Origin of the sequence: Collinsella sp. AM20-15AC, from assembly GCF_003471405.1 — a bacterium.
In the GTDB taxonomy this organism is placed as follows: domain Bacteria; phylum Actinomycetota; class Coriobacteriia; order Coriobacteriales; family Coriobacteriaceae; genus Collinsella.
In genome coordinates, this window is the sequence record NZ_QRJA01000010.1 from 31,602 (window position 1) to 45,255 (window position 13,654).

General features: G+C 59.9%; 11 protein-coding genes, 3 tRNA genes and 1 pseudogene. 10 read left to right on the plus strand and 5 right to left on the minus strand.

What is annotated here, in order from left to right:
* Window positions 1–28: 28 nt before the first annotated feature.
* Genes DW233_RS04715 through rpmH form a run of 4 tightly spaced genes read right to left on the minus strand, consistent with a single transcriptional unit; the run spans window position 29 to window position 1,543 of the window.
* On the minus strand, window positions 29–799 hold the full coding sequence (locus tag DW233_RS04715; RefSeq protein ID WP_118266976.1) for a YidC/Oxa1 family membrane protein insertase: 771 nt from the start codon (window positions 797–799) through the stop codon (window positions 29–31).
* Between the two features lie 29 nt (window positions 800–828).
* Complete coding sequence (yidD, locus tag DW233_RS04720) at window positions 829–1,053, minus strand: membrane protein insertion efficiency factor YidD (RefSeq protein ID WP_117716213.1); 225 nt, start codon at window positions 1,051–1,053, stop codon at window positions 829–831.
* On the minus strand, window positions 1,050–1,388 hold the full coding sequence (rnpA, locus tag DW233_RS04725) for a ribonuclease P protein component (RefSeq protein ID WP_118266977.1): 339 nt from the start codon (window positions 1,386–1,388) through the stop codon (window positions 1,050–1,052). The genes yidD and rnpA overlap by 4 nt, the downstream gene beginning before the upstream one ends.
* A 20-nt stretch (window positions 1,389–1,408) precedes the next feature.
* Window positions 1,409–1,543 carry a 50S ribosomal protein L34 gene (gene rpmH, locus DW233_RS04730; RefSeq protein WP_019127408.1) on the minus strand — a complete coding sequence of 45 codons (135 nt, stop codon included), beginning with the start codon at window positions 1,541–1,543 and terminating at the stop codon, window positions 1,409–1,411.
* A gap of 618 nt (window positions 1,544–2,161) precedes the next feature.
* Between rpmH and DW233_RS10590 the strand changes: the two are divergent.
* A pseudogene (locus DW233_RS10590) lies at window positions 2,162–2,443 on the plus strand (ATP-binding protein); the annotation flags it as partial.
* A 118-nt stretch (window positions 2,444–2,561) separates the two neighbouring features.
* Here DW233_RS10590 and DW233_RS10595 read toward each other — a convergent pair.
* The gene (locus tag DW233_RS10595) at window positions 2,562–2,975 is read right to left on the minus strand and encodes a PRC-barrel domain-containing protein (protein WP_370448036.1); all 414 of its coding nucleotides are present in this window, start codon (window positions 2,973–2,975) and stop codon (window positions 2,562–2,564) included.
* Window positions 2,976–3,256: 281 nt separating this feature from the next.
* Here DW233_RS10595 and DW233_RS04740 point away from each other — a divergent pair, with 281 nt between their 5' ends.
* From DW233_RS04740 to DW233_RS04780, 9 genes are all read left to right on the plus strand, one after another.
* On the plus strand, window positions 3,257–4,963 hold the full coding sequence (locus tag DW233_RS04740) for a DnaA ATPase domain-containing protein (RefSeq protein WP_118266980.1): 1,707 nt from the start codon (window positions 3,257–3,259) through the stop codon (window positions 4,961–4,963).
* 238 nt (window positions 4,964–5,201) lie between these two features.
* Complete coding sequence (gene dnaN / locus DW233_RS04745) at window positions 5,202–6,305, plus strand: DNA polymerase III subunit beta (RefSeq protein ID WP_117629990.1); 1,104 nt, start codon at window positions 5,202–5,204, stop codon at window positions 6,303–6,305.
* 9 nt (window positions 6,306–6,314) lie between these two features.
* The gene (locus DW233_RS04750) at window positions 6,315–7,421 is read left to right on the plus strand and encodes a DNA replication/repair protein RecF (RefSeq protein ID WP_118266982.1); all 1,107 of its coding nucleotides are present in this window, start codon (window positions 6,315–6,317) and stop codon (window positions 7,419–7,421) included.
* A complete protein-coding gene (locus DW233_RS04755) occupies window positions 7,408–7,971 on the plus strand; it encodes a DciA family protein (protein WP_118266984.1) in 564 nt (187 codons plus the stop codon). The genes DW233_RS04750 and DW233_RS04755 overlap by 14 nt, the downstream gene beginning before the upstream one ends.
* Before the next feature lie 105 nt (window positions 7,972–8,076).
* Complete coding sequence (gene gyrB / locus DW233_RS04760; RefSeq protein ID WP_118266985.1) at window positions 8,077–10,107, plus strand: DNA topoisomerase (ATP-hydrolyzing) subunit B; 2,031 nt, start codon at window positions 8,077–8,079, stop codon at window positions 10,105–10,107.
* Window positions 10,108–10,292: 185 nt separating this feature from the next.
* The gene (gene gyrA, locus DW233_RS04765; RefSeq protein WP_118267005.1) at window positions 10,293–13,004 is read left to right on the plus strand and encodes a DNA gyrase subunit A; all 2,712 of its coding nucleotides are present in this window, start codon (window positions 10,293–10,295) and stop codon (window positions 13,002–13,004) included.
* Window positions 13,005–13,299: 295 nt separating this feature from the next.
* Window positions 13,300–13,376 (plus strand) — tRNA-Ile (locus DW233_RS04770).
* Between the two features lie 67 nt (window positions 13,377–13,443).
* A tRNA-Ala gene (locus DW233_RS04775) sits at window positions 13,444–13,519 on the plus strand.
* Window positions 13,520–13,523: 4 nt separating this feature from the next.
* Window positions 13,524–13,600, plus strand: a tRNA-Ile gene (locus DW233_RS04780).
* Window positions 13,601–13,654 lie beyond the last annotated feature (54 nt).

The window sequence follows — 13,654 nt, forward strand, 5'->3', positions numbered from 1 at the left end:
TAGGTACCTAAATAAGATTGATATCCCGCTACTTCTTCTTGTGCGGGCGCGGCTTCTTCTCGCGACGAGTGACCTCAACCTGCAGCGGGGCGTTCTTAAGACGCTCCTCCTCATCGGCCTTAGCCTTGTCGATAACTTTCTGCGTCACGAAGATCTGCTGGATAACCTGCCAGGCAGAAGACACATCATAGTACAGCAGAACGCCGACGGGCAGGCTCCAGCCCATCCAGAGCATCATGACGGTCATGACAACAGCCATCATGCGCATGCTCTGCGCCTGCTGGCCAGTCTGATTGCGTGACATATAGAGCTGCGGAATCAGGGTCAGGACGGCAAAGAGGATCAGGCAGATCAACGCAGGCAGTGCGACCATAAAGCCATCGGCAAAAGAGGCGCTCGGCGTGGTGGTCAGGTCGGGCAGGATGTTGAAGAACGAGAAGGTGCCCTCGTTAAAGTACTGCGGCAGGTTGCGCAGAAGCGTGAACAGGGCAATCAGGATGGGCATCTGAATCAGAAGCGGCAGGCAGCCGGACAGCGGATTGAACTTGTTCTCGCTGTAGAACTTCTGCATCTCCTCGGCCTGACGCTGGGGATCGTCGGCGTAGCGCTCCTGGATCTCGAGCATCTTGGGCTGCAACACCTGCATGCGAGCCGTCGACTTGGTCGACTTGAGCATAAGCGGCGTCAGCAGCAGACGGATGATGACCACCAGGATGATGATGGACAGGCCCCAGTCGACCGCAAAGGTCTGGATGAGCTTGAGCAGCTCGAAAAGGATGTTAACGATCCAATCCCACATGTAAGTTTTCCTCCGATAGCGAGTGCCCGCTAGGGCACAGGGTCATAACCGCCGACGTGCAGGGGATTGCAGCGAGCGATGCGCCTCACGGCAAGCCAGCAGCCTCTCAAAACACCGTACCGCTCAATCGCCTGAATGGCGTATTGCGAGCACGTTGGGTAATAAATGCAAGCGTCAGGTAATAAGGGCGAAATAACCTGTTGATATATGCGAATAGGAGCGATGGCAACACGTCGCAAAACGTGATTGCTCATCGCTCCTCCCCGGCAACGCCGGCGCGTTTCATAAGCGAACGCAACGCCTTGTCCATCTCCTGCGGCGAGGAAATCCTCGTCTTGGGAGTCGCGAACAAGATGATGTCATAACCCGCAACGGGAAATCCGCAGCTGCGGGCGGCCTCGCGCATCACACGCTTAGAACGGTTACGCACGACTGCGCAACCGAGCCGTTTAGCACCAACGAAGGCGACCCTTCCGGAGTCGCCTTCGCCAACCGATTCACATATGGTCACTCGAATCAGAGGGTGATTGAAACGACGCCCCTGACTGAACACATGCTCGAAATCTTGCCGAGACTTAATAGTCTTCATGCGAGATGTGTGTATCGCTGCTAGACAGTGAGACGCTTGCGGCCCTTGGCGCGGCGACGGGCGAGCACGGCACGACCACCCTTGGTGGCCATACGGGCACGGAAGCCATGGGTCTTGGCACGCTTACGCTTATTAGGCTGATACGTACGCTTCATCTTAAGTTCCTCCTGCTGCATTTCGAGTGTCCGCGGGAGCGCGGACGCAGATATAGACACGTGAGCTTGAAGATTGTAGGGAAATCAATGTTCAAATGTCAAGAAATCAAAGGTAAAAGGTTGCGTAGTTCACACGGTTCCCCCATAAGCTCAGCTGGATTTTGCGGCGCATAACAACTTTTCACGATATTTCATCGAGTTTTCAACAGGTCATGTTGGCAATGTTGAGAACTTTTCGCCAGTTTTCCAAAGTTTTCAACAGGTTTTGAAAAGTTGTCGAAAGATGAGAAACATTGCACGGTGAGCTACTATTTGTTCGAAACCTTTTGAAAGATTGCGAGCGGCATGTCTGACGACTTTTACACCATGGTCGATTCCGGAGACCCGGCACCCGACAACGAGCACATCACCGGCGTGCGCGAAGAGCGTGGCGAGGAAGAACAGGCCGCCGCTAAGGCGCCGGGTGCGATGTACGCCGCACGCATAGCGGTCTATGACGACATGCTGTCGACACCGCGCGTCATCGTCATCGAGCCGCAGGACGTGCGCACCTATCTGGAAGAGACGACCAATACCGTCTACCAGTGCATGAAAGAGCAGGGTGGGCACATCTCGCTCATGATTATCCGCGAGATTGTCGAAAACTTTATCCACGCCCACTTTGCAGAGCCCATCATCTCGATCCTGGACGGCGGCGACACTATCCGATTCGCGGACCAGGGACCGGGCATCGATGACAAGGAGCGCGCGTTTGACTTTGGCGTGACCAGCGCAAACAGCAACATGAAGCGATACATTCGCGGGACTGGGGCTGGGTTTCCCATGGTGCAGGAATACCTGGAAAACGCCGGTGGCGCCGTGTCCATCGAGGACAACATGGGTAACGGCACCGTGGTTACGGTAAGCCTGAACCCCAAGCGCGTACAGGAAATCGAGCGCGCCGGAGGGCGAGGGGCGGCCGTGCGTCCCGAGACGGAGGCGCCGACATACCCCCTGCCCGGCGCTTTTGCACAGCAGCCTATGATGGCGCAGCAGATGCAGCAGCCCATGGCACACATGCAACAGCCCGGAGCTTTTTCTGCGCAAGATCCCCAGACGCCGTATGCGCCCATGACGCAAAATACGCTGGAAGCCATGCCGATGACAGACCTGGACGGCGGCACCATGCAGCAGACGGCAGCCATGGCAGGCGGCCAGCAAACGGGTTACCAACCATACCCGCAAGGGTATCCGCCCCAATACATGTCACAGCAAGGATACGGCCAGCCGTATCAACAACAATATCCTCAAGGGTACCAACAGCCGTATCAGCAGATGCCGCAACGACAGTACAACCCCTGGGCCCAGCAGATGCCGCCGCAGCCTTACCAACAGTGGACGCAAAGTTTTCAACAGCAGATGCCGCCCATGCAGAGTTCTCAACAACCAGCAGCTCAAATGATGTATCCTAATGCGGCGAATCAATATGCCCAGCCGCAGTCGGACGTGTTTGTAAGCGAACGCGGCAACGCCGCATTGGGATATCTGGCCCAACACCAAGAGTGCGGCGCGACGGACTTGGCGCGGGCATATGGAAACTCCGCCCCCACCTGGTCGCGCACGCTCAACGACTTGGCGCAGGCGGGCTTAGTAATCAAACATGGGCAGAAATACCATCTGACCGAAGTCGGAAGCGCTCGCGTACAGGCCCAAAGTTAAGGAACGGGAGAGACAGTGGACGAGGAAGCAAGCATCATCCTGGGGGATGCCATCGCCTTTTGCCAGCGCGACGGCCAAGATGCGCGCCTCATCAACATGCTGGGGCAATCGCGCGCCGTGAGCTTGACCGAGGACACCTTGACAATTGAGGCGCCCTCGCGATTTGCCATCGCTCAGCTCAAAAAGCATCAGCCGACTATCGAGGCGTACCTGGAAGAGATCGCCTTTGCGCCGATTGCGCTCGACATCGTGGCACCGCAGGGCGCCACGGCAGATAACGCCGCGGCCGCAGCATCCGTCGTGTCCCCGGCGGCACCCGTGGCCGCTGCCATGCCGGCGGCCGAACACCAGACCGGTGATGTTTCCCGTGAAACCATGCCCGCTGCGCCGGCGTCGGCAACGCCTGCGGCCGCTGTCACACATATGCCCATCGCACACGACACGACGCCGGGCGAGGATTCGGGCATCGCGATCAAAAACACGCTTTCGGCCGATGATTTCCGCCGCATGATGAACCAGATGAAGGGTGGGACCGGCGCAAAGAGCGCAAAGCCAGCCACAGCATCGCCCACGAGCGCCCCGACGGCAACGGCCCCGGTCGAGCAGAACACCGACGGCGCGCCCCTCGCGGCCAACTCGAAATTCACCTTTGAAAACTTTGTCTACGGCCCCGAAAACAGTCACGCCTACCGTTCGGCGCTCAAGTTCGCCGCACTCGCGGACGAGCGCGGCACCTGCACGTCCCTGTTCATCTATGGCAAATCGGGCCTGGGCAAGACCCATCTGCTGCTCGCCATCAAAAACGAGCTTGCCGAAAAGTCGCCCGAGATCAAGGTGAAGTACGCCAACTCGCAGGCATACCTCGACGACCTGATGACGGAGTTCGATCGCCAAAAGAAAAGCAACGCACCGATCATGCAGGCGTATCACGGCGTGGACGTGCTCATCATCGATGACATTCAAAACATCATCGGCAAGCGCGCGAGCGTGGACTACTTCTTCCAGCTCATGGACGAGTTTATCCGCAACAACAAAAAAGTCGTCATCGCGGCCGACCGCGCGCCTAAAGACCTGAGCATGGACGAGCGCCTGACCAGCCGCTTTAACGCCGGCATGCTCTGCTTGGTAGCAGAGCCCAGCTACGAGATGAAATACAAGATCTTGCAGCGCTACTACGAGAACACGATAGCCGCCGCGCCCGAGGCGGGCGACGACTCGCTGTTGGCGGCCTATGGCGGCGACAGCGGGCACCTGACCGACGAGCACTTTAAACATATGGCAGAGGTCTCCGGAACCAACATCCGCGAACTCGAGAGCTTTTGCGAGCGCTGCGCCGGCGAGGCGGGAGACCGCGAGCGAGAGGGCAGCGAGCTCAGCTTCGACGACATCGATGCCATCGCAAGCCAGTACTTCGACACATCGGCCAAGAAGATCAACGTGCAGACGGTCCAGTCTGTCATCGAGGAGCAGTACGGCGTGACGCACGAGGAGCTCATCGGCCCGCGCCGCAACGCCAACATAGCCAAAGCTCGTCATATCGCCATCTATCTGGCCATTGAAATGTGCGAGATGACGACCACGGCGGTAGGCGCGGAGTTTGGCAACCGCAACCACTCAACCGTCAGCACGAGCTACAAAAAAGTCCAGAAGATGATTCAGGAAGACCGCACCGTGACCGAAGACCTCAAGTCGCTGCGCGATAAAATTACACTGCGCTCGTAGGGAAATAGAGACACCTGTTGAAAACTTGTCGAAACCACGGGCATAAGGTGTCTAAAACCCAACCCGCGGTGATGAAAAGTTTTGCGCAGGTTTTGAACGTGGAAAACCACCCTCGTTGCACACAGGTTGCTGTCGATTCTCTTTTTGGGTCTGACCTGCGTCTTTGGGAGTAATCAACAGTTTCGTCAGTGCTATTACTATTATTAAGATATTTATATCTATAGAAAGGTATTAAAAGATGAAGTTCACCGTCAGCCAGAGCTCGCTTACACAAGCCATCGGCGTCGTTATGAAGGGTGTCGCTTCGGCATCCACCCTTCCCATCCTGTCGGGCGTGCTCGTTAAGGCGCAAGACGGCATCTTGGAATTCCAGACCTCTAACTACACCATCTCGATCCGTCATCGCATCGCGGCGCATGTCGAAGAAGAGGGCGAGATGGTGATTCCCTGCAAGATGCTCTCGAACATCACGAAGACCCTTCCCGATGCCCCGGTCACCTTTGAGCTCTCGGAGCGTCAGGTGCTGATTGGATGCGAGAAGAGCTCCTTCCGCCTCAACACGCTCGACGCCAACGATTTCCCCGAGTTCCCGGCCTATGCCATCGAGAGCGCCGTGGAGCTTCCGACCGATATCCTCTCCGAGATGGTCGGCCGCGTGTGGCGCGTCACTTCGACCGATAAGGCCCGCCCCATCCTGGGAGGCGTGCATATGAAGGTCGAGAACAACACCGTGCGCCTGGTGGCAACCGACTCCTTCCGCCTGGCCGTATGCGACACCCAGGTCGAGACCTCGACCCTCGAGGGCTCCTTTGAGCTCAACGTTCCGGCCGACGCCTTCAACGACGCCCTGAGCATCATGGCCAGCCAGGCGACCATTATGATCGGCGCCACCGACACCCAGGTTGTCTTCGAGGCCGGCAACACCACCTACGTGTCGCGCCGTATCGAGGGCGTGTATCCCAACTACAAGCAGCTCATCCCCGATTCGTGCGTGACGAGCGTCAAGATCGATGTGGCGGCCTTTAACGCCGCCCTCAAGCGCGTGGCCGTTATCGCGAGCGCGAACCCCGCCGTCAAGTTTGAAATCGATGTCGAGAACGGCCAGATGGGCCTGTCCTCCATCTCCAATGACCAGGATCTGGCGCAGGAGACGATCGATGTCGAGGCCGAGGGCGAGTCGGGCACCATCGCCTTTAACTACCACTACATCTTTGGCTGCCTTAATGCCCTGTCCAAGGAGAAGGAGATCACGCTGGAGCTCAAGAGCTACTCGCAGGCGGGCATCTTTAAGTCCTACGACAAGATCAACTACCTGTACCTGGTCATGCCGGTTCGCATCTAGCACTGCGCTATGACCATGTTTGCCCGCAACCTTTCCGTCGCGCGCTACCGCAGCTTCGATAGCTACCGTCTTGCCCTGGACGAAGGCGTGACGATACTTGCGGGGCCCAATGCGGCAGGAAAGACCAACCTTATAGAGGCGTTGCAGCTTTTGACGAGCGGCGCCTCGTTTAGGCATCCCAGCGCTGCCGAGCTCGTGCACGACGGCACAGGCTCGTGCAAGGTCGAGCTGAGGCTCGAGGGCGATGGTCGCGTGCTCGATATGGGGCTGGCCGTGGAAGATGGTAAACGCTCGTTTAGCCGCAATGGCAAGAGGTGCTCGGCCGCCGGCGTGCGCGGGGTTTTGCCGAGCGTGCTGTTTTGTCCCGATCATCTGGATATGGTCAAGCGCGGCGCCAGCGTGCGCCGAGCCGCCCTCGACGACTTTGGCGTGCAGCTGAGCGCGCGTTACGCCGATCTGGCGAGCGCCTATGGACGCTGTGTGACGCAACGCAACGCCCTGCTCAAGGAGACCTGGTGCTGCCGCGAGATGCTCGGTGCGTGGAATGACTCCATCGCCCGAGCCGGGTCCGCCTTGCTCGTGCATCGCTTGGCCCTGCTCGACCGACTGGCGGGCCACGTGCGCGCCGCGTATGGGCAGGTGGCGTCCGGTGAGGACGCAGGCGTTTCCTATGTGTCCACATTGGGGGATTTGCCTCAGGCCGATTGCCGCGAGGAGCTTAAGGGCTGGGCGTACGAGCATATGCTCGCGGCCCTCGACGAGCGCGCCGACGAGGAGCTGCGCCGCGGCGTGACGCTTGTGGGCCCGCATCGCGACGAGATCGAGTTTACCGTGGCGGGGCGATCTGCCCGTTCGTTTGCCAGCCAAGGCCAGCAGCGTACGCTGGTGCTGGCCTGGAAGGTGGCCGAGGTGGCCGTAGCTCGCGATATCCTGGGCACCGCGCCGCTGTTGCTGTTGGACGACGTGATGAGCGAGCTCGATGGCGATCGGCGCGGTGCCTTTCTGCAATTGATCGGCGATGACATCCAGACGGTCATAACCACGACCAACCTGGGGTACTTTACCGATGACCTGCTTGATCGAGCCAAGGTGGTGAGCATGGGTGAGACGTGCTAATTACGAGCGCGAGAGCGAGACGGTCGCCTTCAGTGGCTTTTTGAACGCAGAGCGCCAGCGCATCCTGGCGGCTGCAACGCCTAAGCGCCGTGCGCAGATGGAGGCCGCCGAGGAGTCGCGCGCGGTCTATCGCGCATGGAACGCGGTGTGCTCGGGCACGCGCGAGGGGCGGCATGTGACGGGACTGCGCTACCTGCCCGAGTCCAATGAGCTGCTGGTGTATCTCGACTCGCCCTCGTGGACGCAGGAAATGACGTTGCTGCGCGAGATCATCCGCGCGCGCATGGAACGCGCCGGGGCACATGTGGACGGCCTGGTGTTCAAGACGACCGCACCCGGCCACACGCCGCCTGCCGCCAAGGAACGCCTGCGCCCGGCCGTGACCGAGCGTCCGCCGGCCCCGCGCGCCGATCTAAGCGAAGCCGAGCGCGGCGAGATCGAACGCCAAGTGGCACCCATCGAAGACCAAAAACTGCGCGAGGCCCTCGAGAACGCCATGAGAGCCAGTGCCGAGTGGGCCAAGGGCGTGCAAAGCAAAAAAGAGCCTTAAATCGCATCTGGTGGCCTTGTAGAGCCAAATACCCTCGTTCCCGAGGGTATTTTTTTACGATAAACTAGTAAGGCTGTACACATTTTCTTAACTGAAGGAGGACGTGTGGCAAACGAAAACGATTACGATGGCGGCGAGATTAAGATCCTCGAAGGTCTCGAGGCCGTTCGTAAGCGCCCGGGCATGTACATCGGCTCGACGAGCGCCAGCGGTCTGCATCACCTGGTGTGGGAGATCGTTGACAACTCCGTTGACGAGGCCATGGCCGGTTTCTGCACCGAGATTCAGGTGACGGTCCACGCCGACAACTCCATCACGGTCGTCGACAACGGGCGAGGCATCCCCGTCGACGAGCATCCTATCAAAAAGATCCCGACGCTCGAGGTCGTCATGACGATCCTGCACGCCGGCGGTAAGTTCGATAACTCGGCCTACAAGGTCTCGGGCGGCCTGCACGGCGTGGGCATCTCCGTCGTCAACGCGCTGTCCAAGCGCGTGGTCGTACAGGTGCGCCGCGACGGCAGCGTCTACGAGATGGAATTCTCGCGCGGCAAGACCGTCAAGAAGATGGAAGTCGTGGGCACTTCGGATTCGACGGGTACCACCGTCAGCTTTTGGCCCGATGACGAGATCTTCGAGACCTGCGTCTACGATTTCGATACGCTGCACAACCGTCTGCAGGAGACAGCGTTCCTCAATAAGAACCTCAAGATCATGCTGACCGACGAGCGCGAGGCGACTCCCCATGTGGAGGAGTTCTGCTACGAGGGCGGTATTATCGACTTCGTCAAGTTCCTCAACGACGGCAAGGACGTCCCCGAGGCCTTTAAGGAGCCCATCTACATCGAGGGCAAGTCGGATGCGGACGCGCCCGTGACCAAGATGGGCGAGGTCGAGGTGTCCCTGCAGTGGAATGCCGGCTACGGCGAGAACGTCATGTCGTTTGCCAACGACATCTATACTCCCGAGGGCGGCATGCATCTCGAGGGCTTCCGCACCGCCCTCACTCGCGTGATCAACGATTACGCCCGCAAGCAGAACCTGCTCAAGGAGAAGGACGCCAACCTGAGCGGCGACGATGTGCGCGAGGGCCTCTCGGCCGTCATTTCGGTCAAGCTGCCCGATCCGCAGTTTGAGGGCCAGACCAAGGCCAAGCTCGGCAGCTCCTACATGCGCGCGCTCACGCTCAAGATCGTGACCGACGGTCTTACCGATTATCTAGAAGAGCATCCCAAGCCCGCCCGCGAGATCGTCAAGAAGGCCCAGCAGGCATGTAAGGCCCGCAACGCCGCCCGCAAGGCGCGCGAAGCGACCCGCCGCAAGAGCCTGCTCGAGACGGCGTCGCTGCCCGGCAAGCTTGCCGACTGCTCGGTGCGCGATGCCGAGCTGACCGAGCTCTTTATCGTAGAGGGCGACTCGGCAGGCGGTTCGGCCAAGGACGGCCGTCGCCGAGACATCCAGGCGATTTTGCCCCTGCGCGGCAAGATTCTGAACGTCGAGCGCGTGGGCGACCACCGCGCGTTCTCGAGTGACACCATCCAGTCGCTGATCACCGCGATTGGCTGCGGCGTTACGACGAGCGCCGGTGACGGCGGCGACTTCGATATTGCTAAGGCGCGCTACCACAAGATCATCATCATGACCGATGCAGACGTCGACGGTGCGCATATCCGCATCCTGCTGCTGACGTTCTTCTACAAGTACATGCGTCCGCTGATCGATGCCGGCTACGTCTATGTTGCCTGCCCGCCCATCTTTGGCATTAAGGTGCGCAACAAGATCCACTACGTGTATCCCAACGGCCGCCAGCCCGAAGACGAGATCCTGCGCGACACCATCCAGAGCCTGGGCTTGAACCCCGACGATAACGACGAGGACGGCAAGGCCAAGGACGGCAAGATCACCAAGAAGCGCAAGGGTTATACCGTCCAGCGCTACAAGGGTTTGGGCGAGATGGACCCCAAGCAGCTTGCCTCGACGACGATGGATCCCAAGACCCGCATCCTGCAGCGCGTGACGATCGAGGACGCCGTGGTGGCGGACCGCGCCGTGCGCGAGCTCATGGGTTCCGAGGTCGGCTATCGTCGCGAGTACATCGAGAAGCACGCCCACGACGCACGTTTCTTAGACGCCTAATCCCTGCGGCTTTCCCAGCCACCGCACCTTCGCCCTCAATCGTCGGTCGCGTACCCAAGTACGCTTCCCTCCTCTTTCGGGCGAATCTGCGGCACCTGGAAAAGCCGTCTCCGTGGTAGGGAACTAATGGACCACGCAAACCATGAGGAGGTAACGTGGCAGACGATATCAACAATAACGAGGATATGGGCGAGGCCGGCGATGCCGGTATGCCCGATGATCTGAAGCGCCTGCTTGCCCGTGCTGAGCAGGGCGAGGACGGCGATCCGGACGCCTATAACCCCGATGCCGACGATGAGGAGGAAGAGGACGACGACGCCGAGCTCGAGGAGAGCTTTGGCGAAGTCGACCGCGGCGCCTCGGCCGGCGAGGATATCAACGGCGGCCAGCTCCAGATTTCGGAGTTCGGCCGCGAGATGAAGCAGTCGTTCATCGAGTACTCGATGTCGGTCATCACGGCGCGCGCCCTGCCAGACGTGCGCGACGGCTTAAAGCCGGTACACCGCCGTATCCTGTACGCCATGAACGAGAGCGGCATCTACCCCAACCGCCCGCATAAGAAGTCGGCCTGGACGGTCGGCGAAGTTATCGGCAAGTACCACCCGCACGGTGACGCCGCGGTCTACGAGGCCATGGTTCGTCTGGCGCAGTGGTTCTCCATGCGCACGCCGCTCATCGACGGTCACGGCAACTTCGGCAACATCGACGGTGACGGCGCGGCGGCCATGCGTTATACCGAGAGCCGCCTGGCAAAGCCTGCCATGGAGCTGCTGCGCGACCTGCAAAAGGACACCGTCGACTGGCAGCCCAACTACGACGAGTCGCTCGCCGAGCCCCAGGCGCTGCCCGCGCGCTTCCCCAACCTGCTGGTCAACGGCAGCCAGGGCATCGCCGTCGGCATGGCCACCAATATCGCCCCGCACAACCTCACCGAGGCGATTGAGGCCACCTGCTACCTGATCGATAACCCCGATGCCACCGTCGACGAGCTTATGCAGATCATGCCCGGCCCGGACTTTCCCACCGGCGCCATCATCATGGGCAGCGCCGGCATTAGGCAGAGCTACGAGACCGGTCGTGGTTCCATTACCGTGCGTGCCAAGGCCCACGTGGAATCTACCAAGACCGGACGTAGCCGCCTGGTCTTTACCGAGATTCCCTACATGGTCAACAAGGGCACCCTACAGGAGAAGATCGCCCAGCTCGTAAACGACAAGCGCATCGAGGGCATCTCGGACATGCGCGATGAGTCCAACCAGAAGGGTATCCGTCTGGTCATCGAGCTCAAGAAGGGCGTCATCCCGCAGGTGGTGCTCAACAACCTGTATAAGTACACCTCGCTGCAGACGACCTTTGGCGCCAACAACCTGGCGCTTGTCAACGGTGTTCCCAAATGCCTGAGCCTGCGCGAGATGCTGCAGCGCTACATCGATCACCAGGTCGACGTCGTCACCCGCCGCACTCGCTTCGACCTTAAGAAGGCCCAGGCGCGTGCCCATATCCTCGAGGGCTACCTGATGGCTCTCGACCATATCGACGAGGTTATCAGCATTATCCGCTCCTCGCAGACCGACTCCGAGGCCAGCAGCCGCCTGATCGAGCGCTTTGGCTTTACGCCCGAGCAGACCACGGCCATCCTCGAGATGAAGCTGCGCCGCCTGACCGGCCTGGAGCGCGACAAGATCCAAGAAGAGTTGGACGGCCTGCGCCGCGCCATCGCCTACTACGAGGACCTGCTGGCGCATGAGGAAAAGATCCTGGGCGTCATCAAGGAAGAGATGCGCGAGATCTCCAAGAAGTTCGGCGACAAGCGCCGCACCGAGATCAGCCGTGTTGAGAAGGACCTGGATGTCGAGGACCTCATCGCCGACGAGGACATGGTCGTGACCATCACTCACACCGGCTATGTGAAGCGCATCCCGGTTGCTGCCTACCGCGCCCAGAAGCGCGGCGGCAAGGGCGTGTCGGGCGTCAACCTTAAAGAGGACGACGTCATCGACGAGATGTTTATCGCATCCACGCACGAGTACGTGCTGTTCTTCTCGAGCAAGGGTAAGGTCTATCGCTTGAAGGTGCACGAGCTGCCGGTGGGTACGCGCCAGGCGCGCGGCACCGCGATCGTCAACCTGCTGCCCTTCGAGGAGGGCGAGAAGATTGCGAGCGTCATCAGCTGCCGCGAGTTCCCGGCCGATGAGTACCTGATGTTTGCCACCAAGAGCGGCATGGTCAAGAAGACCGTGATGAGCGCCTATGACCGCAGCCGCCGCGACGGCCTGATCGCCATCAACCTGAGGGACGACGACGCGCTGCTCGCCGTGCGCCGCGTGCGCGAGGGCGACAAGATCATCCTGGCCACCACCGCGGGCAAGGCGATCATGTTCCCCGAGGACCAGGTACGCGCCACGGGACGCGATACCAGCGGTGTTCGCGGTATCGGCATGAAGGACGGCGTGAGCGTTTTGGGTATGGAGGTTACCAACGGCAATGGTGACCTGTTTGTCATCACCGAGCGCGGCTACGGCAAGCGTACGCCGGTTGCGGACTACCCGGAGCAGAACCGCGGCGGCCAGGGCGTCTACACTATCCAGATGACCGAGCGCAAGGGCAACCTTGCGGCCATGAAGACGGTGGGGCCGCAGCACGAGCTGTTTATCGTGACGGAAGGCGCGACGGTCATTCGCGTCAAGACCGACGAGATCAGCCAGACTGGCCGCGCCACCCAGGGCGTCAAGATGATGACCGTCGACGACAGCGACCGCGTATGCGCCGTCGCTCGCATGACGGCAACCAGGGAGAAGCCCGAAGGCGAAGCCACAGAAGACGGCTCTGCCCCCGAAGAAACCCCTGTCGATCTAGGCGACGGCAACGATATGCCAGAAGATCTCCTAGACGAGTAAGAGGCCCTAGCTGGTAGAAAATATCAGATCCCATATATCGGCGGTCGGCGCACTGCGCGCCGACCGCTTTTTGAAAACCTTGGGACCCCATGGTCGCTGGGCTGGCGGGATGGTTTTGGTTTGTCGCGAGTTCCGCACGCAAAGAAGGCCACTTAATGTGGCCTTCGTCTTGCGCAGGACTGTCCGAGCAGCAAACCAAAACCATCCCGCCAGCCCAGCGACCACCCTCCCAAAGATTTTCAAAAAAGTTGTTGACGCGCGCGTAACGACTCGTCTAATATATCCCTTGCGCGATGGACCTGTAGCTCAGTTGGTTAGAGCGTCCGGCTGATAACCGGGAGGTCACAAGTTCGAATCTTGTCAGGTCCACCACTTTCTTTCGCAATAAACACCCCAGCGAGAGCCGAGTCGCCGCTGGGGTGTTTATTACTGTCTCCGTGGGGGTTTAGCTCAGCTGGGAGAGCGCGGGCTTTGCAAGCCTGAGGTCAGGGGTTCGATCCCCCTAACCTCCACCATGATGGACCTGTAGCTCAGTTGGTTAGAGCGTCCGGCTGATAACCGGGAGGTCACAAGTTCGAATCTTGTCAGGTCCACCATCAAAACTGTGAAGAGCCCCGAGGCATGGCCTTGGGGCTCTTTTCTTGTGTGTT